We start from the raw sequence: 24,122 nt of genomic DNA, 5'->3' as shown, positions 1-24,122 counted from the left end.
TCAGCAAAGGTGTGATGCCCGGACGCATACGCTGGATCGGCTCACGCATCACTGCCACGTCCTCGAAACAGGGAACGAGTCGTACTGCCTGCAACGCCGAGTCATCTAGCAGGTTGCAGCCCGACGCAGCACCTACAGGAAACACGGAAAACGCAGCGCGTTGTAAAAAGTGATGCGCAGGACCGAGAAGGCCAAGGCCTGGGCTCGCGCCAAAGTTGAGCATTCTTGCCGGGTGGTCAAGCGCCAGTTTGGATATACCAAGGTGCGCTTCCGGGGCTTGGTCAAGAAAACCGCACAGATGGTGACACTGTTTCAGTCTTGGCCGCGCTGCTGGGCGATGGGCCTGTAGCCACCAAAGGGCTCTCCGAAATGTTTGAGGGAGTGCAGGTTTTTTTGCAAGGCGGCGAGTACGGGCTTGTCGGCGGCGCCATTGAGCAGGCTGCCCAGAGCTAAGAGCGGCGCGAGGCTGACGGCCTGGCTTTCCCAGCCCATGCTGGCCGGTGTGCCGCTGACACGCTCGGCCAGGTAGAGGCGCGTCAGTGTGGCGGTGCGTTTGAAGTCGCCGAGCAGACTGTGGATACGGATGCGCAGCCCGGTCTCTTCCCAGCATTCCTTGATAGCGGTGGCCTGGAGCGACAGACCAGGCTCTTGTCGGCCTTTGGGGAAGGTCACTTGATAGCCGCCAAACTGGTTGCTGGGGTGCGTGACCCAGACGCGGCCGTCCGGCTCGATGATGACGGCGCCGGCTGCTATTTTTTTATCCAGTTCAACCATGCAGGCTTCGGGTAAGTCCAGATTGATGCCTGTGTCCTGGTTCCAGCCTTCGCAGCTGTGTGGCGTGTCGAGCCAGGGTTGCAACGCGATGCCATGGAGGGTGGGCGGCAGTTCACCATCCGGCAGGCAGGTGGCAGTGGCTTCATCATCGTGCCAAGTTCGCATCGCCGTGGCGGTGCTGGGGTTGTGGAGGTGGACCTGTTCGCCGTAATTATTTTTGCGGGGGTGAATTGGCATTGTGCGTTCCTTGGTGGGCATCGGTGTGGCTGCAAAAAAGCCCCAAAGGCTAACTGTCCATGGATCAAAATCTTAAATGGGTAGTAGCTCATCGACATGCATCGGCGAAGTTACGCGACTGCGGCAACTGCTTGGCAAGTTGGTGCCGCAGATAATCGCACTCATGCTGGATAACCCCGGCCCCTGTGGGTTATGCCCGTTACCCCGTAGTGGCGCAGTAAGTCAGGCCACTCGATAACCAATCATGAACAAGGCTCGCTCCAGATCCAGCAGCCGAACAGCAACGCCCTGCTCCTGAAGGATCTGCACCACCCGGCGCAGCAGGCGGTTGCTATCGCGCACCAGCTTGGCCCAGTACTCCACGCTGTTGCTCTGCTGGGTACTGGCGGTGTACAGGGATTGAAACTTCAAGGGCCCGACCGACGGGTTTCGGCTGCTGGTGCTGGTGGCGTGCGGGCCCCAGCGGAACGCCAGTTCAGCCGGGACCTGCACTTGCTTGCGGCTGGTGAGCCAGTGGCGGACCAACAGGCCAAGGGCGGCACCTACTCGTCCGTCGTAGATAATGATTTGCTCGGGGTCTGCGGCGGCGTAGACCTTGGTCATCGCCGAGTTCATCAGCAGGTCCTTGCCGTCAAAGCGTTTCAGGCTGTCGACAGCGTTGGGATGCAGCCTTTTGACCGCATCCTGGATCGAGGCGTGCAATCCGTTGCGAGTGGCCAACCACTGGCGGGATGGGTCTTTGGCGGTGCGGGCAACCCCTCCCCATTTGAAGACTGCAAGGCATGCTTCAGCCAATGCATCGTCGGATTTATCACCTAAAGCAAACAACTCAGAGCGCAAGCGCTCGGCAATGCAGTCAAAGCTATTGGGAGCATCGCGCTCAGGCCACGAGTAATGCGCCGCCGCTTCCCCCAGGGACTCACACCACCACTCCTTGGCCTTCTCGTGGCGCGCCTTCCAGGGATTCCAGGCGCGGTGATGGGTGATGGCGTAACGGTGGGTGAAGCCACCTTTCCAGAGGCTGGCCAGGTATTGGGCAAAATCTTCCAGGATACCGGGCAGTGCGGTCGAAGTGCCTGTTGTCATTACCATCTGGTTCATTGAGTTTCTCACGTGGGCGATGGGCTTATTTTTCAAGCGTGTAGCGACAGGATATGTCGCGATCAAACCAGCCCCTCAAGACAGGCATACCCAATCGGCCTCTTGCACTAAGCCCTGGGGATGGCCTGAAGTAGCCCCATAATCAATGCAAGGTAATAAGTGCGTGGGGTGCCAAATTGGACAGTTGAGCATTCAAATATCGATTGCCGACACCCCGAACAGCGGGAGTCGGCAACTATTCTGTTCACGGTAGACGCGACATGCGTGCCGTGCCCATCAAGAAAAGGTCAGTGCTCTCCAAGCGAGCGATCTTCCTGAGACACCACCAACTGAACTTCAACCCGCCGGTTTTCTGCGCTTGCCGGGTTCAGGCCGGGTTTTGGTCTGGAATCACCGTAACCCGCCACAATCACTCGCAGTGATTGCTGCCCATCCAGGGCCAAAACCAACAACTTGCGTGCCTCCCGTGCCCGAGCAGCGGAGAGCGTGTAGTTATCGTCATAGACCGTGCAGTACCGCGCATAATCAGTGACCGGTCGGCTTACCGGCACATTGTCGGTATGCCCCTCGACCAATACCTGGCCCTGGCCGTAATCGTGGATGAAGGTAGCGACGCGAACGCTCAACTGAGTCAGCGCCCGCTTGGCCTCATCGGTAATACAGGCGCTACCGCGGCCGAAGGCATTATCAGGCAACGTCAGGCGCCGGTTCTTGATATCGACATCGATCAGCCCCCCTTCACCGCCGCGTTCCAGATCCGCCTGCATCGCTTCAAGCAAGACACTCAGGCGTTTTTGTTGAGTTGTCGCGCCTTGGTTTTTTTCAGCCTGACGCGCTGCTTCCATCTGTTGCTTTTCGACTCGCATTGCCGCTTCGGCCGCTTTGTTCTGCAGCACCGAAACGACAAGCATGAGCATCACGACCGCCATGACACCTGCCATGAGGTCCGAGATGGAAATCCATTCGCTGGGTTTTTCTTTCATGGTCGGTTACGCCGGCTGAACTTTATCGGTCTGCAAACCGCTCGCAGGCACAGGGTCATAGTCCGTCGTGAGTCGACCAAGCAATGCCACGGTCGACTGTGCCGCGTCGCTGAGCACCTGGAGTCGATTGGCAAACTGCTTGTCGATATTGGCCGCCATCTGTTCAGGCAGAGCACTAATGGCTTGTTGGCCTTGGCGATGCGAGTCCGCAAGCGCCTTCACGTCCTGGACGACTGGAGGCAACTGTCGTGCTGATTCACACAATTGCTCAAGCAGTTTGACGCTTGCACTCAGAGGGGTCAGCCTAGCCGGCAAAGCTTCCAGCGCCTCCTGGGTTTTAGCACCCTGGTCGGTCATGGTTTTGAACTGCACATTGAGCGCAGTGAACTGTTCGGCGAGTTGCGGGAAGGTCACCAGTTTGCTCGCCACCGCATCCATCTTGTGTCCTGCCTTGGAAGCCTCCTTCAGGCCTTCCGAAATACTCTTGCCGAGCTCATCCATGTTGGAGCTCATCGTTGCGATCGCTTCGTTAAGCGTGGTACTTGTCTGCGAGAACTGAGAGCTGGTTTTCTTCTGCATATCCTTGGCGCTTTCTGTCGTCACCTGAACTTCCTTGACCACTGTGCCGACATGCTCTGACAACTTATCAACCGCAGTGGAAATGTTGTCGGTCGCACCTTTGAGGTTGGCCGCCATGTCCTGGGTGTTCTGGGTAAAGTCCCGGCTCATCGTGGTAATGGTGCCGGTCAAACTCCCCTCGATGGTCTCCATGACAGTGCCCAGCCGGGTGATGTTGCCATCCATACTCGCCTTCATTTCTCCCAGGTGTCCGGCGAAGTCCTCATTGAGCGACTCGATCGCACCGCTGAGTTTTTCCTGCATGACCTGCACGCTGCCTTTTAGCAGCCCTGCCGAGTCTGCCAGTAGCGTGGCAGATTCGCCCATCAACTGTACCGCCGCCTCCTGGCGTTGCAGGTTATCGGTCTTGGCCTCTACATACCCTTGCAGGCACTCACTCGACATCCTGGTGCTGTCTGCCACTTCGCCCAGTCGAGTCTCGACCGCCTGCAGGCCTTTGAGGCTCTCTTCGACATTAACCAAGCGGCTGAGTTGCGTACTCATCTCGGCGATTTGTGGAAGGTTTTCACTGAGTCTGGCGATCTCGCCGAGCTGTTGATAATGGTCGGCAAGCCGGGTATCCAGCGCATTGAAATGGCTCTCGGCCTGTTTACCATTCTGGAACTCAACCGCCTTGAGCTGCTTGAGCTCGGTCGACAGCTGCAGACCCTGGGCGTTGAAGGCCTCAATTGCCCGAGCGCCGACATTTTCCAGCGCAGCCCGGTTCGCCTGCTCACTTTCGGTATGCAGCGCAAACGTGGCTTTGCGACCGAGATCAATGTCGGCTGCCAGACTGGCAAGTCTTTCATCCAGCGCAGTGAGCTGGCTTTCGGATTGTTTACCGTTCTGGAACTCGACTGCCTTGATCTGCTTGAGCTCGGTGGCCACCAGCAGACCTTGGGCATTGAACGCCTCGACCAGCCGGCTACCGACACTCTCCAGGGCAGCCAAGTGCACTTGGTCGCGTTCGGCATGCAATGCAAGCGCGGCTTTTCGGCTCAGATCAATCTCTGCCTTCATGTGCCCAAGGCACCAGTCCGTGCGCTTGCTTTCCGCTGACCACGGCGCGGCTTCCCACAGCTTGATCACAATGAAGGCAACGATGCCCCACGTGGAGGTTTTGAACTTGGTGCCCAAATCTTTCATCATGCCAGTGAGCTGAGTCAGGGAACCGCTCATGGCGTTGATCGAGTCGTCATGCCCCTGAAGGATGGTCGAGGCCTTGTCCAACGCCAGGCCCAGCCCCAGAAACGTGCCTAAAAGCCCGATGATCAGCAGCAATCCCGGCATGTTGGAAGCGAAGCGCTCCCAACCTGAGGCGACAACGTGGCTCAATTCACCGATTGAACCGTGCTCAATGTCCAGCGCATTGATGCGAGCCCCGCCGCGCCAGTTTTTTTCCCAGTTCGCCGGTTGGCCGAAAACCTGAGAGGTAATCAGCGACAGCAGTAGACCCAACACGATGATGCTGAAAAAAAACACTTCCAGCGGGTTGCTCAGCGAAGGGGTCAAGAACTGCAGGATTTCGCCAATCATGCCGCAACCTCAATCACTTTGAACGCATCCGTCCGTTTCTTGCAGTCGGCCTCGAAAATATTGGCGAAGCTGACAATCAGCGATTTCTCTTCCGGCTCCAGGCTTTCCCATTTTTCGCCGTTCTGTGCGCAGCGAACGAGAATCTCGCCAACCTTGCCGCCGTGATCGATCAGATACTCCTGATCGTCGGCCACAATTTGCTCTTCGCTCTTCTCAAGCAGTTGCAGAAAACCTTCCGCAGCGAACACATAGTTGCGCTTGGCACGTGTCTCATTGCCCAGCACTTCAAGTTTGGCTTCGTCACGTGGTAACAGCTTGCGTAGGTCGTCCAGCACCAGCGCCTCTTCCGACTCCAGTGGTTCCAGCTCTGCCTCCAGCTCCAGGCGTCGCTTAAGCACTCGGTCCTTGACCACGCGTTTATTGAGCTCTTCCCAGGCTGCTTGAGCATTTTGCAAACTCAGGCCCCACACCAGAATCATTTCCTCGAATACAAACGGAATCACGGCCTTGCCGAAGTGCTTGACGGTCATATCGTCCAGGCGCTGTACGTCAGCATCGCTCAATTCCGCCCGTGCTTCGATCAGTTGGGCAGCGACGTCGATAATGAACAGTGGCTCCTGGCTCAGGGACACGACGTCTTCCAGCTGGGTCATTTGCTCTTCGTAAACTTGCAGCAGCTTCTGCACGGCGCGAACCCGCAGGTAATGGTCGAAATCTACGAACGCTTCTTTTTCGACGAGGCGATTAGTCAATGCCTTGACCAAGTGATAGCGGTTGGTCAACGCAATCGCCTGGAGTGCTTCGCGGTCTGCACCCTGGGTTTTGGCCATGGCAGCGTTCAGATCTCGCTCCCGCGCCTGCGCTTCGGCGATCTCCTGCTCATCCAGCAATTTTTTCTGCCATTCACGGGCACGCTCAATCACCCAGTCGATGGCCTGCTGCACCTTGGCTGCCAACGGGTGGGTATCCAGGTGCTCCAGCGCGGCCAAGGCACGCTCCAGGCCAAGACTCAAGGCCTTAACCCATGGCCACGGCACATGGGTTGCGAGCGTTCGAAGTCCCACGCGCATACTGGAAATGTAAGGCTTGGCTGCCTGGTAAAGTCGCTTGACCTCTCCTACAAAAATTTCTGCTTCGTCGGCGAGCCATTTGACGGCTTTGCTAACGGTTTGCTTGACGGCACGGAACGCAGACGAAGCAACGTTTTTCACCGTACTTACTAGAGAATCAAACCAGCCCATTAACTATCGCTCCTTTGATGAATGCCCAATGCTTTACGGTTCGCCGCGACGGTGCCGAGATCAACCTCGGGCCGCGAAGCGTGAATGTCTTGACGCGCAGCCAGCAGCTGAGCGAGTGCTTCCTGAAGATGAGCCTGCTGCAGCACACCGGCGCCTTGGGGCAGCAGGGGCTTGGGCAAAGCCAGTCTCAAACACGTGCGTATTTCACGACCCGATAGTCCCTCGGACGCGGCGGCGAGGACGTCAAGCACCCCTTCCCGCTCCTCTGCCAGGGGAATACCCGGTACCAGCATGCGTGCCCATAGCGCTCGACGCTCACCTTCGCCAGGCAGCTCGAAACGGATGTGCTGAGAAATGCGGCTGACAAAGGCGCTGTCATAGTTGCGCGCAAAGTTGGTCGCAAAAATCACGATGCCAGTGTGCTTCTCCAACTCGATAAGCAGCGTGGAGCGCATGGCATTGACCTCGTTATCAATGCCTTGGGTGACGGAAGACAAACGTTTACCCAGCAACGTGTCGGCTTCGTCCAGGAACAATACTGCGTCTTCGGCACGCGCCAACTCGAACAACTGCGCAATATTCTTTGACGTATCGCCCATGAACTTGCTTTCAAGGTCGGCAATGCTGGCGCTGATAAGCCGTTTGCCGATACTTCCGGAAAATGCCTCGGCCGTCAGCGTCTTCCCCGTACCCGGCGCGCCGTGAAAGTTCAGGATCGTGCCGCTGCCACAAGGGTCGACCTCAGCGAAGCCCCAGGTGACGTAGATGGTGTGATGGTGGTGAATTTTCACCAAGGCTTCATCGAGCTGTTGCTTGATCTGCGGCGAAAGCACTACATCCCGCTCAAGTGTGAAGCGAGGCAATGTGCTTCGCGATGCGGGTGCAGTCTTGGCGGGAGGTTCTTCGGCGGCGGCCAACAGCTCAGGCCGTAACTTCTGATAGAGATAGTCTCTGGAGGACACTGTAATCACCAGTCCATTGATTTGAGCTCTTTGGCTTTGCAGCCTTGCAAGAGAAGCTTGCGCAAGTCCGCAGGCAGTATCTTGATTGAGCCGTTGGAAATCCAACGGCGCATCAGAAAGCTATCGGACAGCAGACGTCGAACTTGAAGATTTTTTGGATCAATTAAGAACCCAGGCGATTAGCACATCACTCCCCGCCGGAGGCCGACTTGCGCCAGGTATCATTCTCTCGCTCCATCTGTTTGTACTTCAGATACAGATCAAAGCTCGCTTTGAGCACCACGACTAAACCGATGGTAGCCATCACGTTTTTCAGCATTTCGCATCCCTCTCTTGTGGTCTGTACTGAGACTACGAGCCGGTCGCGACAGATTGTGTCGGGGCCGAACAGCCGATTCCAAAGGCACGAAAAATACTCACCCTGGCGGTGATAGTCAGTCGTCGTCCCCGACTTCCCCTTCCCGCCCCATCAATACGTGCTCCAGCCTGTCTGCCTGAGATGCGACCTGATGAGCAATGTGCATCAACTCTTCAGCATTCAGATGTTGCACTGGATGACACGCCCGCACGCTCAGCTCCTCGTCCTGGTCGACATGGAAGTCCACCAGATCGAATCGGCAATTGCGTCCAAGCGTGTGCTCCACCAGCGGTGACTGGCTGAACTGTTTGAACATCGCCAATTTTCTGGTCCATTTGTGATCGACAACCTTGGAGGTGAACACCACGTACTGGCCCTTGAACCCCCACCGGACCAATTGGTACCGCCCCTCCAGTTTGAAATGGAACTCAAGCCTCCACGTCGATAGACGCCTGACGCTCATGCGCTCAGTGTCGTGTACGAGTCTGTCTACCATCCCGTGGATGCGCGCGACCGTTTCCTCGGTGCGTTTGCTGGATGTAGAAAGCGAGCCTGAGACACGCCGATAGACGTCGAGAACTTCGTCACCAACTAGAACACCATCGCTGCCCGCGTAATTTTCGGCGTTGTACAGCAAAGCGAATCGTTTGGTTTTTTCCGCTGTCGGCGCCAGCAACACCCGCCTGAACGAATCGGCTTGCAAGGTCTTGAGGAAGCGGACGCGGCCGATGGGGCTGTGGATGTCGCCTGACTCGTCGATATCGCAAGGTATCGTCGCTGCTACCAGCAACTCGGCCATGCCAACAGCGCTGCGCACGGTAACGCTCGGCATATCGAAATCCGCTTTCGACAGATGCCAGCCGTCACCAGCCTCCCTCACGAAAGCCTGCGGATCGCCAGTCAGATCTCTAAGCGTGGTCCCCAATTGGGTTTTGACATGAGCCAGACGCTGCGTCATGACAATGGCCTGATTGCTTATCGCCTCACTGCGATCATCGCCCTTTAGGTCTTCGTCAGTGATTTCATAATGGCTGGTGAGAAAGTCGAGAATCTGCGGCTTCACGGGCGCTTGGTCCACCAACTCCTCATGCAGCTCCACTTCGCGCTTGAACCGGGGTCCCTGGTGGCCCACGGCATGCAGCGTTTGAATGAATGCGTTCATGTTGGCCGCAGCCTGGCGTACCTGATAAAACTCCATGCTTTGACGGATGTGCGGAAAGCCCACCTGAATGAAATGCTCGGCATAACCGGTGCCGGCCGTGAGCATGCGCCGATGTGCCAGTGACCCGATCCGATCAACACGGCCGACTTTTTGCTCCAGAGCGATGGGGCTGGAGGAAATACCGTAATGCACGACACTGTCGCAGAAGGTATGCAGGTCTTCCCCTTCTTGAAAGACATCGGTGGATATCAGCACACGTGGATAGCCAGGCATGCGGAAGAGCGTGGCAATTGCTGTACGGCTGGCGCTGTTCTCGCCGGTAGCTCCGCGAATGGGTGAAGTGGAACGAACCTGGGTGGCCAGGTACTTGGTCAGGCCACTGACTGGCCTTGAGTAGATCTCCGGAAAGTTGAGTTTGATCAACAAATCCAGGTTCTCGACGGTATCGCGCAATATCTGATAACTGCTGAACGGGCTGTGCTTTGCTCGCTGAACATCCAACAGTTCGACGAGTGCCTCTATGAACAGGCCGTCGGCGTCGCCGTCCTTTTCCCTGCGAGCGCTCCTAAGCGAATACAGATCAATGAAAGGATGATCTACACGACACAGCGCGCCGAGCAATTCCTGATGAGTACTCAGTCTGCGCAACAGCCGATCAACCGCACCATTGTTTAAAGTGGCAAGTTGGGGGAATACCTCTGAGTTCCAATTGGGTGCCAGCACAGCAAGCTCGCCATGGCGCCGCAAGCTATCCCAGAGCGTTGAACGCTCCAGTTCACGGGCAAGAGCTGAAGGGTCAGCCAAGTCACACGTGGCCTGGACCCCTTCGAACAACACATTCAACACGCGTTTGGCGACTGTCGCGGCGGCATCGTCACGCGTTGCGACGGCCCGCAGATACGCATATTGAGCCAATCGATAACGTTGGCCGGGACTGGCGACAGACTCGCTCTTGCCGATCACGCTCCAATCGATTTTCAACGACGTCATGGCGGGCATGCCCGGCAAAGATAACCAGTTAGCCTCGAACAATCGGCTCTGCAACAGCGTGCTGCGGAAGTTGTGGGGCAACTGCCCCAGGCCCTTGATGCTGGCCAGCTCCGGATTCTGACCACGATAGAACCAGGTAAAGAAATTGTCGCTGCTTGCCGGTGCATCGAACACGTCAGCGACATCGTTTTCGATCAGGGAGTGACTACGTTCGACCGTGCGCGTTCGGTATAGCTGGTAACTTTTGACAACAGCATTGTCGCCGACGATGTAGCCACTAATCCAATCGTCGTAGGCTTCTTCGAGCTTGAACTTCAGCTCGGAAACGCTGCGCACACGGCGGACGAAAATCAACTGTTTCTTGCCTTCGACAAACGCCAGACGATGCGTCTGTTGACTCACACTGTCCATTTTTGGATGCGGTGGTCTGCGTTTGAAGGAGTTCTCGTAATCGTCCACCAGATATTCAACGACGCTGCGGTCTGCCGCATCCCGTAACGAATCGCCTTCGTCCGCGGCCTCATGACCATCGAACTCTACCGGCCGGTTTTTTTCGCCAGGCAGGTAACTCTCGAACGACGCCAGCATACCCAGCTCAAAACGATTAGAGCAGTTCTCCTGCAAGTGCTCGCTCACCTTCTTTTGCAGCAGAGCGGCGAACAATTTTTGCGCTACGGTCATCTTCACTTCCGCAGCCTCGCCGCTGCGATGCTCACGACGATACATGTTGCGGGTGTGAGCCACCTGATCAAGCGTGAGCGTGTTCAGGCGACGTACGAACAAGCGACTGAGCGCCGCGTGCATGTCGGGGTCGGTCGGATCGCCGCCCTCCGGCAGTGCCGCATACCCCTGGAAGCCGAACAACGCGAGTTGGTTGCGCAACTGTTCAAGATGGCGGTCGTAGGGTGTTGCCGACAGTAGCAAAAGGCGCTTGATACGCTTGTTGTCGCCCAGCAAGGTCGCCAACAAGCGATTACGGTCGCTGCTTTCACAGCCAGCACGCAGGTTGTGCGCTTCGTCCACTACCACCAGATCGAAGCGGGGCAACATCTCGCCCAACGCCTTCACCCAGACATCCTTGACCTGCCGCTTGAGTCCCCCAGGATTGCTTCTGCCGTCCATAGTGTTCAACTGCCTGACGATCTTCTCCAGAAGCTTGCGATGTTGAGGCATCAACTCCTCAAATCGCTGTGTCCAACGCAGCATGTCTGCTACGGTATTTCCCATTGCAAAGCTGAAGGCTGATGTGCAGATAAATAGATCGCGCTCGTTGCCGCTGGCCACTGCCTGAACCACCTCAGACAAATTGTGGCAGGCTCTGAACGGAGTGACCGGCTCGCCACCCAGGCCTTTGACCGCCATGTCCTCAAGCCTATAGTTGCTATGGACAAACGCCCGATAGTCCTTGATCCATTTGTCGCGGACGTTGTTTTTCGGCAGCAGATACAGGACACGCAGACCAGGGTTAAAATGCCGCATCAATGCAGCGACACCGAGGCCGATGTAAGTCTTGCCCATCCCCACTTCATCGGCGAGGTACGCCACCTGACGGTCCGCCAGTTTGTTGTACAGGGCGACCGTGCCCAACAGTTGCTGCTCAGCCAAGCCCTCGAGTTCAGGATTGCCTCCGGAAAAATCGATAACGGCCTCGGCCGTGGCCTTATTGATCCGCTGCATGGGGGGCATCCTTCTTCCGTGAATTTACAGCGTTCAAGGGGCGCTGAAATTGAGTCCTGAACCAGTCGAGGAAACGCGCACCTTCGGCCTCGTCGAGCTGACGCAACAGTTCTTCATTTTCCAGTTCGGTAATGAGTGCCTGTACTCGCCGTATCAGGGTCGCGCAGCTGTGCTGCGGATATCGGGTCAACAAGCCTTGCATGCTGACCAGCGTCAAATAGCGCACAACCACCGTTTCCTCATCACCGCCCGCCGCTTCCACGCTTTCCAGCATGGCCTTCAAAGAGTCGGGCTGACAGCCAGCGAGGTAGTACGCGAGTTTTTTTGCGCTGTTCTCGTCTGCCGCCAGTGCAAGGGTGCGTTCCAATTGCCAGAACGCGCCATTGACCTGCGAGAACTCCGCGAAGAAGCTTTTGGCTTCAATCGCGTCCATCATTTCCGGCAGTTGTTCATCCGTCGCACCCAGTGCGGCACGGAGGTTAAGCATCTGTTGAGCCAGCTCACCGAACTGGCTGATTTTTTTGGTAAGGCGCATCTCGATGAACAAACGCAATAGACTTTGCAGGTCCATCGCCGGCAACTGGCTGGGACGACAGTAAATGTTGCGCTGCGTCACCATCAGGTAACGCTCCACGCACTCGGCACCTGACTGCCAGCGCACCCTGACCAGAGAAGAACGTTCCAGATGGTCACGCAATGCAGGCAGAAACGCATTGCCCGAAGTTGTCTGTGCGAAAACAATTGAGCCAAGGCTTGGCGTTGGGTTGTCCAGCAATGTCAGCTCACCGCTGATCGAATCCTGTGCTATCACTTCCAGCCATTGACTGTTCCAGTCGTATGCCAGGCGCAAGGCCGGCATTGCCAGTCCTTCCGAAGCTTCAGCGCTATGCAAATCCGAGTCCGGGGCAAACCCCGAAGGCAGGGCCGTCAAAGGCTCCAGCAATGGCGGGAAATCGCCTCCTTGCAGAAGAAAACCAGCCTCGACATTTTCCCGGAATGCCTTGTGGCTGAAATTCACTGACCCCACAAACTGCCACGACCGCTTGCCGCGCCCCTGGAATATCTTTGCATGTACCCGGCGAAAGGGGGCTCCGATGACCTGATGGCTATCGTTCCAGGCAGAGGCCCAACCGCACCATTGATCGGTATTGAACGCGTCAAATACTCCGGGATCGACAAGTGCCCGCTTCTCCTCATCCCGAGGCAGCAGCAAACGGACTGTCGGGAACAGACTCATCAGTTTCTGAGTATCGCCACTGTCCGGTTTCTCGCCGAAGAAAGGACTGACGATTTCCAACGTGGCTGCATCCTTGGCAGCGGGCAACGTATGTGGGCGCTGGCCAATGAAGTCGAGGAAAGCCAAACGGTTAGAAGCAGCCCCGGAGAAATAGAAGCTGCAATCAGGATCATCGGCGCTCGCCAACCAGCCGGCCTGCACATTCACTATTTCATCCAGGACAGGGGTGGGCGCGGCTGCCTGAAAAAATCGCAGTGCACGGCGCATGGGTTCAAGAATATTGGCAGGCGCACGAGTCGCTTGCAGCTCGACAAAATGTCCAACCTCGATGTTGTCCCACCACCCCGCCTTGGTCAGGTTGAATGACCCTGCCACCAGCAGAATCGTCGGTATCTGATCGCCCTTTTCCTGCAAAACCAATATTGCCATCTTGGCGTGTTGACACCCCCCGCCGATCCGCACGGGCAAATAATCGACTTCAAGGCGACTGCCTGCCGTGGGGTTGAATACATCCATGTCATGCACCACGGCAAAGCGCCTGCCCTTGTCCTGCATCAATGCCTGCAGCTGGACCGAGCGAATATCGCTCTGGCTTGAAAGTGCATGATCGCCCAGTAGCAGCGGGATGACCTCAAGCTCGAAGAAGTCTGGCTCGAAGCTGTAGGTTGTGAAAAAAGCCGAGGTCACTTCGCGCTCACCAATACAGGCCCGGAACGCATCACTGATGGTGTGTGCTTTCATTGTTGGCCTGCCTTGGCAATGGTCAGGAAGGAATGAAGAAAAAAGCTGTAATCCCAGGTTTTTCCACAATGACCGCAAAGATCCTCAGGCAACCAGGCGCGATCCACGGGAACCCGAACCCTGAGTTTGTCTGCCTCCCAGTGAAGCCACGCGGCTCCACCTCTCTGGCCCATCACTACGCTGTTCTGGATGACGATCTGCTCGATTACCGAAGCGGCATCGCCGCCGTTGGCAGCCTCCACGAGGCTCTGCAGGAACGATAAATGCGGCAACCCCGGCCTGCTCCAGCCCAACGGTAGAAATGGCGCCGTGAGCCGTGGACTCAAGTCGTCGATCAAATCGCTGCGGCTGCGGCCTTTCTGGCTTTGCAACCAGGCAACAAGCGTATTGGCAAACACCAGCACTGGTTGCAGCAACAAAATTTGCTTTAGAACATCCTGCAATTGGGGGTCGACACTCTGCTCGGTCAGCGCCCACTGAATGAAATCGCGCACTGAAGATTTATCGCCAGGCAACAGGAGCCACACGTTAACCGCCTCGAACAACGCGACTTGCAGGGGGCCAGCCCTTTGGTAATTCAGCAGCGCCAGGACGATGTGCTTGCGTACGCCTTTGTCATTGAGCAGCGCGGCAAAGTCGGGCGCCAACAGGGACAGTTGCGCCCGGGTCACATTGTTCCGGCCGGCTAAATCCTCGAAGCGTTGCCACCGAGAGTCACCAAACACCTGCAACATAAGATCCGTGAGCGCCACACCTCGGTCAGTCAGTCGTCTTTCACTGCCTTTGATAAGACCCGCTGCCTGTAGTGCGGAGGAATACAGCCCCCACAGCCCATAGCTGAGTTGATTGCTGAGGATTTGCGCCTTCTTGTGTATGCCCAATTCCATCGAGTCGCGCTTGAGATTGGCGATAGCAAGCTGGCTTCCCAGTGGCCCTGCTTTAACAGAGTCATGAAGTCGCAGGTAAGCCGACAGTTGCTCGGCGCGTGCGTACCGCTGCTGGACATCTTCAAGGGGACGAGATTTCGTGCCTGTATGGGCATATCGGCAGGCCAGCAACGCGACCATGAAATGGCTCATGCGGCTGGTGACCGTTGTCAGGTTACCCACCGCCTTTCGCCCCACCGAGCTCCAGATGGACTCGATGGCCAAGGGATCTCGTGATCCTTTAGGACGTAGCCTGTTATCCAGCAGAGATAGAACGGTAAGCATGAAAACTCGATCCTTGAGAAGGCTGACGCCGGAATGAACAAGGTGTTCAAACCAGCAATATCACCGGGCACCGACAAGATGTGTCGTATGCAGTGATCTGGCATCCAGTGGGTCGCCGAGAGCGGCAGGCAATATGACATCACTCAATACGCACGACAACCACGACACATCCTGACCACTGCTCGTCCTACCCTGCCGCCTCCACAGCATCAGGAGATCTAGCATGGGAACCCGATTAAACCCTTTCGCACACGGCAGCCGCCGCGCCGTTGACACCTGTGCGTTATCGCTGAAGTGGAGTTTCCAACTGCTGCTGGATCTGGGGGGACATCGCACCTTTATCAGCCGACACGGCCTCAATGATGAGGATCTGGCGCATGAACTGGGTCTGGCCAAATGGATAGACGGCGACAATTACAGTCCCGCACTTGCCTTGGCGACACTGCGCAAAGGCGCTCGTAGCTTCAACACCGATCCCCTGTATGCGCCCTACCCGGACAGCCTGGCGACCAATCTTGAGGCCTTGGGAGAATTGTTGGGTTTGGCCGACGCAGAGCTCCAGGTGCTCGGTTTTTGCGTGCTGATGCACACCGATCCGACACTCAGTGATGCTACAGATCAGCTGGGGATGCTGGGACTCAACCGTGCAATAAAAGTGCTGTCAGTACTATTGGGCCTGCCGCTGCCGGAGGTCGAGGCCTGCCTAGCGCATAACAGCCCACTAATGCGCACCGGACTGCTGGAAATAAGCAACAACCACCGTTCCGTCATGGCGTTGAGTTCGATGTTGTCGGTTAGCAACCCGGATCTGCCTGGCCTCCTGCGCTTCAGCAAAGGCACGCCACTGGAGCTGTTCGCCTATGCGTTCCGTTTGAGTCCACCCGGCAGCTTGAGCTGGGAGCATTACAGTCATGTCAGACAGCCGCTGATGATCGCCGAACGCTACCTGAGCAAATCCTTGGCCCAAGGGCGTCAAGGTGTGAACATTCTGCTGTATGGCCCGCCTGGTACTGGCAAGACTCAACTCAGTCGTCTGATCGCTCACAGCCTGGGCAGCGCTCTTTATGAAGTCGCCTGCACTGACAGCCAAGGTGACCCGGTGTCCGCCAAGCAACGTCTGTGTTCCCTGCGCGCGGCCAACAGTGTGCTGCATTCTCAACGCGCCTTGCTCGTACTTGACGAGATCGAAGACATCTTCCAGACCGCCAGCGCAGACGCCAATAGTCGCTCGCAGAAAGGCTGGATCAATCGCATGCTGGAAGAAAATACGCTGCCGTGTTTCTGGCTGAGCAACAGCATAGAGGCTATCGACGCCGCCCATATACGACGCTTCGATATGGTGATCGAGGTGCCCAACCCGCCACTGGCACAACGCAAGCGGATGCTGCGCGAGTGTGGCGGTGGCAAATTGAGCGATCAGTTGATCGAACACCTCAGTGCACACGAGCGAATGACGCCTGCCGTGCTGGAGCGGGCAGTACGCGTAGGACGCAGCGTGTCGCAGCGCGCCAGCAAGGCGCTGGATAACACTATTCGCTGCATTGTCGACGGCACGCTGAAAGCTCAAGGCTTCGAAAAACTTCAGCACACCGACGGCGCTTTGCCAGCGCTTTATTCTCCGGAGTGGATCAACGCCGACCTCCCACTGGACGGACTGGTTGACGGTTTCCGCTCTCATCCACAGGCACGGTTGTGTTTCTACGGGCCACCCGGCACTGGCAAAACCGCATTTGGCCACTGGCTGGCGCAGGAGCTGGGCAAGCCGCTGATGGTCAAGCGAGTCTCCGACCTCGTATCCCCTTACGTGGGAATGACTGAGCAGAACCTGGCGGGCGCCTTCGAGCTCGCGCAACGAGAAGACGCCGTACTCCTGCTGGATGAGGTCGACAGTTTTTTGCAGGACCGGCGCAAGGCGCGGCAAAGCTGGGAGGTCACTGCAGTCAATGAAATGCTCACGCAAATGGAAAGCTACCGAGGGCTGTTCATTGCCTCCACAAACCTGATCCTCGATCTGGATCAAGCCTCTCTGCGGCGCTTCGACCTTAAGGTGCATTTCGGCTACCTAGCAACCGCTCAGGCTCAGGCATTGTTTGCCGCACTTCTGAAGGCTCTGGAGCTCAAGGACCCACAAAACAGTGCTGCGACTCGCTTGCGCGGCGAGACATACCTGACTCCCGGTGACTTCGCGGCGGTCGCGCGCCGGGGGCGCTTCAAGCCATTCGCCAGCGCGGATGAATTGGCAGGCGCATTGCTTGCCGAGTGTCGACTGAAGTCCGCTGGGCAGCAGCGCCCTATCGGTTTCATACATTGAACGGACTAAAGGTTGCCGGATTGTCGCCGATAGGCAGACAACCGGTTTATTCGCCAGCCAAAGGCCAGCTTCAACACTACAAGGATGATTCTCTTGCCTTCAGCCAAGACCCATAGCGCTTTGAGTCGTCAATGGGAGCTGTTGCAACAGCTGCCCAAACGCTCACCCGGTATCACAGTGAGTGAATTGCTGACTCGCCTGACGGCCACTGGCTACTCCATCAGCCGCCGCAGCATCGAGCGCGACCTGCGTGATCTGTCCCTGGTGTTTCCATTGCAGTGCAACGATGGTGGTACGCCCTTCGGTTGGTACTGGAAACCGGGCGTGAGCGTCGAGTTGCAGGGCATTACTCTGACTGAAGCCGTAAGTCTTGCGTTGGTCGAAGATGCAATCCGCCCACTGCTCCCGGGCAGCATGTTGAGCGTGCTGGAACCGCGCTTCGAGCATGCCCGGCAAAAACTCAAAGGCCTCGAAGACGGCAACCCTGCCGCGCGCTGGCCCGACAAAGTTGCGAGCGTTCGGCCGGATTTCAATCTTCGAGCTCCGGAAATCCAGGCAGAAACCTTGGAGGCACTGCAGCATGCCCTGATTAGCGAACAGCAAGTTCATTGTCAGTACTACTCGGCACACACCGACAAACTCAGTGTACTGACTCTCAACCCCCTGGCGATTGTCCAGCGGGGACTGATCACCTATCTGATCGCCACTGCCGCGCCGTATACCGATGTCCGTCAGTTCGCGGTGCATCGCTTTCGTGCGGTAACGGTGCTCGACACGCCATGCCAGGGGCTGGAGTCATTCGAGCTGCAAACCTACCTTGCCACCGACGCCCTGCAGTTCGGCAAACCCGAGAAAATCCGCTTCAAGGCTTGGGTGAGTGAACACCAGGCTCGGTTGATTCGAGAGACGCCACTGAGTAAAGACATGGCGCTCGAAGCATTGTCGGACGGTTATCAGGTGCAGGCCACCGTCAACAATACGTGGCAATTGCACTGGTGGATTTTGTCGTTGGGCGATTCATTGGTCGTGCAGGAACCCGCAGCACTGCGCCAACAGGTAGGCGATACATTGCGCCGCGCCGCTGCGGCGTATGAGCCAGAAATTTAGCTTGTTTTAAGCAACCGACGCGACCGGCCTATTTTTTGGTCGAATGCTCAACAAGGTAGAAACACATGCTTACGCCTTCCATCCTGACCGACATCGCAAGCAATCTGCGTGATCTGGCCCGCTACGTCGAACGCACAACTATCGATAGCCTCCATGACGTATGTATTCCTTTCAGTGAGATCCGCAGCGGCTATCCCGCTCAAACGCTGGGGGCTCTGAAGACCTGGTCCTCTTCCAAAGCGCGCTACATCTATCAGTTTTCAGTTGAAGACGATGCATACGAAGAGCTCCACGGCGCATTTAAGGAAGCCAAGGAGGCTCGGAAAAACGATCGAGCGTATTGCCGTCTCAATCCCGCGTCAGCACTGTTATATGTTGGGAGCTCCTCCGACCTGGATTCGCGGGTCAAACAACACCTGGGCTTCGGCAATAAAGGTACCTACGCCATGCAGCTCTGCCACTGGCTGCCAGAACGCGAGGGTACGTTGCGCATTCAAGCCTGGCGATTCAGCAAAGAGATCGACGGTGCCGTCGTCCAGGCGATAGAAGATGGCTTGTGGGCCTCGAACAAACCCATGTTCGGCAGACAGGGCGCTCGATAAGCAATTCGCTGACCGTTGAAGGCGTCCGCTATTCGTTTGCCTGAGCAAGCAACTGCGGCAGTATTTCTGCCGCTTTGCCGACGAGACTGAACTCCCTTTCTCCCTGGACCGATTCTCGCTGCAGGTTGACATGCACAACTACAGCGCCATGTTCCCTGGCGATCCGAGGAATTTCCGCCGCTGGTTGTACCAGCCCCGAAGTCCCCACCGAAAGCAGCAGATCGCAATCTCTGACGGCCGCCAGCGCTTCATGCCATGCGTGCTCCGGTAGCGACTCACCGAACCAGACCACGCCCGGCCGGACCTTGCCGTTACAGTGTCGACAGCGAGGAGGTTCGATCCTGCGTCCGTCTGCAGGTTCACTCAACTGATCCGTTGTCCCCTTATAAGGCCGGGCACACGCAAAACAGCGCGGTGAGTGGAGGCTGCCGTGCAAATGAATCACCCCATGACAACCCGCACGCTCGTGCAGATCGTCGACATTCTGAGTAATGACCGTCAGCCTGGTGACTAACCGAGCGAGTTCGGCAACAGCCAAATGGGCGGGGTTCGGTTTGGCGGTAAGTACCTTTGAGCGTCGCCATTCATACCATCCCCACACCAACGCCGGGTCGTTGCGAAATGCGTCGGCGGTGGCCAATACCGCTGGATCGAAACGCTCCCACAAGCCAGTCAAGGCGTCGCGAAACGTCGGGATGCCACTCTCGGCAGAAACGCCCGCGCCAGTAAATACGACCACATGGGAAGCATCACGCAAACGCTGGCCCTGGAATTCGATCATGAGTTCGTCCTATCTACGTAACCGGGCAAACCATTCAGCCAACGTACGATCAATCATATTGGCCGGTTGTCGGGTCAACGCTTCGTTTCCACATTTCTCACATCGATCGCACCAATCCCCCGGTCCAAGGGCATCGCTAAGTGGCACGACCGTTTTCTTCCAGCCACATTTGCCACAGACAAATGTGAAGGGTCTTGGTCTTATGGGCATGTCATTACTCCTCTGTTACGCTCGCTTTACGCCACAGGCAGCAAGGCCTGCAGAATTTCCACCTTGCGCTGTAGCTGTTCCACATGAGCCTTTTCCGCTCGCAGCGCCGATCTGAGCTCGCGATTTTCCTCGGCATGCCAATTCGCGCGAGTTCGACGCTCCTGCGTAGTGACATGCCAATCGCTGAGTAAACGCCAGGTTTTGCCGCATCGCGTGTACAGCGCAACCAGCACTGAAAGGATCAGCCCCTGCATCGCCATCGATGCCCAACTCTCAAAACCCATAGCATTTTTCTCCTGACGCAAACGCAGCTCCGGCAGCCAGCCGGTACCAGTGCGTAGCCTTGGCAAAGTCTGGCGCCTGGCCATCAATTCCTTTTTCATGCAAACGTCCCAACGCCTGCGCCGCACACGTGATGCCGCGCTCATATGCCTGCTCGTAGTAACTGGTCGCAAGGTCCTGGTTAACGCACATGCCTCGGCCGTACCAGGCTTGCTCGCCAAGATTGAATGCCGCCTCACCCGATCCCAACACATACGCGAGTTTGAACAACCGCCGAGCGAGGACGCTATCGAAAGGGACGCGACGACCGTTGATCCATAGCCAGCCAAGATCATTGAGCGCATCCGGGTCTGAGGCGAGCGAGTCATCGCGTAGCGAACGATACAGAATGCGCAGCAACGCGGGATCGACCATGGTGACCAGGGGGCTCGCGGCGTTGATCGTGAGGTAGGCAAGATTGCCGTCGACAGGCGCTTTCAACACTCTCAAGGACGGCATGCCAATGTCTGCATCCGCAACGCATGGCGACCGCGACTCGACAAACCGCATGCTCTCGGCATCGGGCAACAGGGCATCCAGAAACTGGAATACTTTTTCATCAGGGCTCATTCGGACAGCCTTCCGGTTGATCATTCGATAGGGCTCATTATCGAAATGACAACGACATTTTGTGTCGTACACGCATCTCGACACATCCTGTCGCGGCTGATCACAACAATGAAGGCTCATCAATACAACCCAGAGCCAGCACTCATGAAAACCTACAGCGCCTTCATGCAACGCTCCATCGCCACTGCCGGTCCGCAAGCCAATTTCACCATCACCGTACAAGCAGTGAGCTCGGCCATGGCCAAGGTCACTGCCGAAGCCCAGTATCCCGGTTACAAGTGTTTCAACGCTCCCACTCAGGTTCGCTGACGTTTCTCCACCTGTGGATCCCTCCCCTCAACAAGTGATAGCTTATCGCCACACTGCGCGAGAATGCACTGGACTGAGTATCCCCGAATGCTCAAGCCTGAGCCTAATCCGCCGATACAGCCTCGATAACCAAGGCCAAGCGGACATCCTCTGCCCCAAGGAAACTCCTGGAATGGATTACCAGTCGCTCAAGACTCGCCACCACAATGAACGCAACCGCCCACCACCCCAACCTCGCCTTACGTGTCCATCGAGCCCTGAGTTGGCTCAATCCTGGATAAGTCGCAAATATGGCGAGAACAGCGCCTTCGCTGACAAACGTGTCGACCACGACGCAATCCGTCGCACCTCGTTCGTACGGTAGCCGCCAGCCGCTAAATGTGTTTCGTCTTTAGGTCGTTACAACAACTCACCGATAGCGGTGTGTTGAACCCTCAACGTTCACAAGGAGCGTCAACGTGTCTGAAATGCTCATCACGTTCGGTATGCAACTCGATGGTCAACGGGCAACCCGGGCGAGCAATCAGCTGGGCGCTTTGACGGTTGGGCCACAGGGGTTTCTGGATATTCTGGAAACCCAACTGGGCCTGACAGCACACCAACCTTGCGCGGCGCAGCGTACAGCGGCGTATCGGAATTGCCTGGCACACTGCAACAACGCACAGCGTTTCTACAACGCCAGTTTTTCCGCTGATGAGCTGGGTGTGTCCGCTGCATTACTGGATTGGCGAGATGACTTGTATCTGTACGGTTGGGATGGGCGCGTGGAGGCAGATGCCAGCCAGCGCCTGAAGGACCTTACCGAGGTAGAGATGAAAGCCCGCGAGGTAGTCGCGCCATCGATTGGGCAACGCCTGCACAATGTTGCCGAGGCTCTGGCTGTGCGGCGACCACCGATCAAGAATGTGCTGCTGGCTGACGATTGGGAGGTGTACCCACTTGGTTGGCAAGCGGTGCTGCATCAACTCCCACACGAGCGCCTTGAGGTGCCCGTGGGCACGGCGCAAGGCTTCCTAGGCCAGTTGCAGACGCAACTGCGCAAGAGCATTGCCGGTGAGCGCGTGACACCGATGCCGTGGCAAGAGGACGGCACGGTAAAGGTAGTTCAGGCACAGACTCGAGTGTTGGCGGCGAGCTGGTTGAGCCGCTCGCTAGATGAAAGCGTGCAGACCTTGCTGGTGGCCAGTGCCGAGGGCGGCTGCCTTGATGGTCATTTAGTCGGTGCAAACCAAGCTCGCCATGGCCTGAATGGCAGCAGCGATTTGCGGCCGGCCCTGCAGGTATTGCCTTTGGCAATGGAGTTGCTTTGGGCGCCACTGAATTACCCGGCGCTATTACAGTTTCTGACCCATCCGATATGCCCGATTCGGCTGTTTGCCCGTCGACAGTTGGCGACCAAGGTATCGAGTATGCCGGGTATTGTCGGAGCCGAATGGGAAGCAGTCCTGGAGCGCATCGCAGAACACTACGGTGCCGAAGCGCCTCGTGTTCGGACATCCATTGGCGACTGGCTCGAAGCTCCCACGTTCAGTGTTGATGAAGGCGCGCCGCTGAGCGAAGTGCTGGTGCGTGTCCAGCGCTTGCTGGCGTTCTTTCAACCGCGCCTGGGCCACGAAGAACCCGCACACAGCCTAGCTGCTCGGGCGGGTTATGCGCAGTGCGAAGCAGCTTTGGAAACACTAGAGACGCTTCAACTTCAAGGCGTCGAGCGGTTGCGTCCGCGGCAGTTGCAGCAGGTGATCGAACAGGCCACTGCGAGTGGCACGGATAATCCGTTACTGGCCGCCCAGGTCGGCGCTCATTCGACCGTTTCCCGCCCGGGGGCCGCCATTGAGAGCTCGGACACGGTGGTCTGGTGGAATCTGGCCATGCCGGCACTGCCTGCCATTTCGCCGTGGTCCAAAGCGGAACTGCTGCAACTCGCAAATGCAGGAGTGGCGCTGCCCGACGGTGGAACGCTGCTGGCTCAAGCGGCCCAAGACTGGCTACGGCCTTTGCTGGTCGCGAACCGCAATCTAACGCTGGTGCTAGCGCCACCGCACGAGGAAAGTCACCCACTTTGGCAGATGATCGAAGCGGTTGCTCAGCCCCCAAAAATACATGCGCTGGAGGACCTTTTGCTTGCGCCCGGCCTCCTATTTCAGCCACAACCGTCGACCCCCCTACCAGTGCGCAAACGCTGGTGGAAGCTGCCGGCAGACATGCCGCTGGCTCTGCCAGAAAAAGCCTCTTTCTCGAGCCTCAACCTGCTGCTGTTCAACCCTTACCAATGGCTGCTGCAATACGGAGCCAAGATTCAGGCATCCAAGAGTCTCAGTCTGAGCGACAGTTTTCTTCTGAACGGTTCGCTTGCCCACCGTTTAGCTGAACACTTTTTCAGCAGAACCGACGCGTTGACCATGGACGCGGCAGACTTCGCCACATGGTTCTCGATTCATTTCCCGCGCGTGGTGCGTGAAGAAGGGGCAGTGCTGTTGATGGAGGGGCGCGGTGCCGATCTGTCAACCCTGCGCCACCGAGTGTTGCGTGCAATGACCCAGTTGCGAGCGCACTTGGCCAATGCCAATGTCCGCGTCGTAACCGCAGAGCAGGCGTTGGACGGGCAATTCGCTGGAGGCGCTCTGGCGGGTGCTGCCGACCTGGTATTGACCACAGAGGACGGGCATCGAGCCATCGTCGACATGAAGTGGGCCGGCGGCAAAAAATATCCCGAACAACTCAAGGCGAACCGCCATTTACAACTGGCGATTTATGCCGAGTTGCTGCGTCAGGAGACCAATTCGTTGCCGTCCGTGGCGTATTTCATCCTGGAGTCCGCCCGCCTGCTGACACCGGATGACCGCGTATTTGCCGATTCGGAACGGGTGCCCGCCAATCCGCCAAGCACCACGCCCGAACTCTGGCAGAGTTTCACCGAGGCCTGGAAATGGCGTCAGGCGCAAATCACTGCGGGCGTCTTTGAAGTGGCACTGGAAAGTATTGAAGAGGACGAGGATTCGACACCGCCCGAGAAAGCGATGCCAATGGAATACCTCAAGGAAGCCTACAACGACTACCTGGCCCTGGCCGGATGGGAGCAATGA

18 protein-coding genes and 1 pseudogene are annotated in these 24,122 nt (G+C 57.2%); 6 read left to right on the top strand and 13 right to left on the bottom strand.

Translation table 11 applies throughout. The annotated features are described in order from the left end of the window. Positions 1-13: 13 nt before the first annotated feature. Positions 14-313: pseudogene (locus V6607_RS11945) on the top strand (transposase); the annotation flags it as partial. Here the strand turns inward: V6607_RS11945 and V6607_RS11940 are convergent. The 10 genes from V6607_RS11940 to V6607_RS11895 form a co-directional block, all read right to left on the bottom strand. After that, the gene (locus tag V6607_RS11940) at positions 313-1,011 is read right to left on the bottom strand and encodes an NUDIX hydrolase (protein WP_134326145.1); all 699 of its coding nucleotides are present in this window, start codon (positions 1,009-1,011) and stop codon (positions 313-315) included. The pseudogene V6607_RS11945 and the gene V6607_RS11940 overlap by 1 nt on opposite strands. Before the next feature lie 222 nt (positions 1,012-1,233). After that, positions 1,234-2,097: a hypothetical protein gene (locus tag V6607_RS11935; RefSeq protein ID WP_338743938.1), complete on the bottom strand. Its 864-nt coding sequence runs from the start codon at positions 2,095-2,097 to the stop codon at positions 1,234-1,236. Between the two features lie 302 nt (positions 2,098-2,399). Continuing rightward, positions 2,400-3,095 carry an OmpA family protein gene (locus tag V6607_RS11930; RefSeq protein WP_134326143.1) on the bottom strand — a complete coding sequence of 232 codons (696 nt, stop codon included), beginning with the start codon at positions 3,093-3,095 and terminating at the stop codon, positions 2,400-2,402. Between the two features lie 6 nt (positions 3,096-3,101). After that, the gene (locus V6607_RS11925; protein WP_134326142.1) at positions 3,102-5,249 is read right to left on the bottom strand and encodes a hypothetical protein; all 2,148 of its coding nucleotides are present in this window, start codon (positions 5,247-5,249) and stop codon (positions 3,102-3,104) included. After that, entirely contained in the window at positions 5,246-6,490 is a 1,245-nt protein-coding gene (locus V6607_RS11920) for a hypothetical protein (RefSeq protein ID WP_108526289.1), read from the bottom strand. Before V6607_RS11920 ends, V6607_RS11925 begins: the two co-directional genes overlap by 4 nt. Continuing rightward, a complete protein-coding gene (locus V6607_RS11915; RefSeq protein ID WP_256591061.1) occupies positions 6,490-7,452 on the bottom strand; it encodes an ATP-binding protein in 963 nt (320 codons plus the stop codon). The genes V6607_RS11920 and V6607_RS11915 overlap by 1 nt, the downstream gene beginning before the upstream one ends. 187 nt (positions 7,453-7,639) lie before the next feature. Then, the gene (locus V6607_RS11910; protein WP_256662406.1) at positions 7,640-7,771 is read right to left on the bottom strand and encodes a hypothetical protein; all 132 of its coding nucleotides are present in this window, start codon (positions 7,769-7,771) and stop codon (positions 7,640-7,642) included. 115 nt (positions 7,772-7,886) lie between these two features. Then, a complete protein-coding gene (locus tag V6607_RS11905) occupies positions 7,887-11,639 on the bottom strand; it encodes a helicase-related protein (RefSeq protein WP_134326141.1) in 3,753 nt (1,250 codons plus the stop codon). After that, the gene (locus V6607_RS11900; protein ID WP_134326140.1) at positions 11,623-13,617 is read right to left on the bottom strand and encodes a hypothetical protein; all 1,995 of its coding nucleotides are present in this window, start codon (positions 13,615-13,617) and stop codon (positions 11,623-11,625) included. The genes V6607_RS11905 and V6607_RS11900 overlap by 17 nt, the downstream gene beginning before the upstream one ends. Beyond that, positions 13,614-14,828, bottom strand: coding sequence for a hypothetical protein (locus V6607_RS11895; RefSeq protein ID WP_134326139.1), 1,215 nt, complete (start codon positions 14,826-14,828; stop codon positions 13,614-13,616). The genes V6607_RS11900 and V6607_RS11895 overlap by 4 nt, the downstream gene beginning before the upstream one ends. A gap of 223 nt (positions 14,829-15,051) precedes the next feature. Between V6607_RS11895 and V6607_RS11890 the strand changes: the two genes are divergently transcribed. From V6607_RS11890 to V6607_RS11880, 3 genes are all read left to right on the top strand, one after another. After that, complete coding sequence (locus V6607_RS11890) at positions 15,052-17,139, top strand: AAA family ATPase (RefSeq protein WP_134326138.1); 2,088 nt, start codon at positions 15,052-15,054, stop codon at positions 17,137-17,139. A 93-nt stretch (positions 17,140-17,232) separates the two neighbouring features. Beyond that, complete coding sequence (locus V6607_RS11885; RefSeq protein WP_032896237.1) at positions 17,233-18,246, top strand: WYL domain-containing protein; 1,014 nt, start codon at positions 17,233-17,235, stop codon at positions 18,244-18,246. Between the two features lie 65 nt (positions 18,247-18,311). Continuing rightward, on the top strand, positions 18,312-18,848 hold the full coding sequence (locus V6607_RS11880) for a GIY-YIG nuclease family protein (protein ID WP_032896235.1): 537 nt from the start codon (positions 18,312-18,314) through the stop codon (positions 18,846-18,848). Between the two features lie 28 nt (positions 18,849-18,876). On the opposite strand, the gene V6607_RS11875 is transcribed toward V6607_RS11880, so the two are convergent. From V6607_RS11875 to V6607_RS11865, 3 genes are all read right to left on the bottom strand, one after another. Continuing rightward, on the bottom strand, positions 18,877-19,629 hold the full coding sequence (locus V6607_RS11875; RefSeq protein ID WP_134326137.1) for an NAD-dependent deacylase: 753 nt from the start codon (positions 19,627-19,629) through the stop codon (positions 18,877-18,879). A gap of 236 nt (positions 19,630-19,865) precedes the next feature. Then, positions 19,866-20,123, bottom strand: a complete 258-nt coding sequence (locus V6607_RS11870) for a hypothetical protein (protein ID WP_134326136.1) — start codon at positions 20,121-20,123, stop codon at positions 19,866-19,868. Beyond that, a complete protein-coding gene (locus V6607_RS11865) occupies positions 20,113-20,730 on the bottom strand; it encodes a sel1 repeat family protein (RefSeq protein WP_134326135.1) in 618 nt (205 codons plus the stop codon). The genes V6607_RS11870 and V6607_RS11865 overlap by 11 nt, the downstream gene beginning before the upstream one ends. A gap of 144 nt (positions 20,731-20,874) precedes the next feature. Between V6607_RS11865 and V6607_RS11860 the strand changes: the two genes are divergently transcribed. Together V6607_RS11860 and V6607_RS11855 are read left to right on the top strand one after the other, a co-directional pair. Continuing rightward, a complete protein-coding gene (locus V6607_RS11860; protein ID WP_165933340.1) occupies positions 20,875-21,039 on the top strand; it encodes a hypothetical protein in 165 nt (54 codons plus the stop codon). Positions 21,040-21,506: 467 nt separating this feature from the next. Continuing rightward, a complete protein-coding gene (locus tag V6607_RS11855) occupies positions 21,507-24,122 on the top strand; it encodes a PD-(D/E)XK nuclease family protein (protein WP_256662431.1) in 2,616 nt (871 codons plus the stop codon).

The organism is Pseudomonas sp. KK18 (assembly GCF_037094675.1).
Classification (GTDB): domain Bacteria; phylum Pseudomonadota; class Gammaproteobacteria; order Pseudomonadales; family Pseudomonadaceae; genus Aquipseudomonas.
This window is presented reverse-complemented; position numbering and strand designations above follow the sequence as displayed.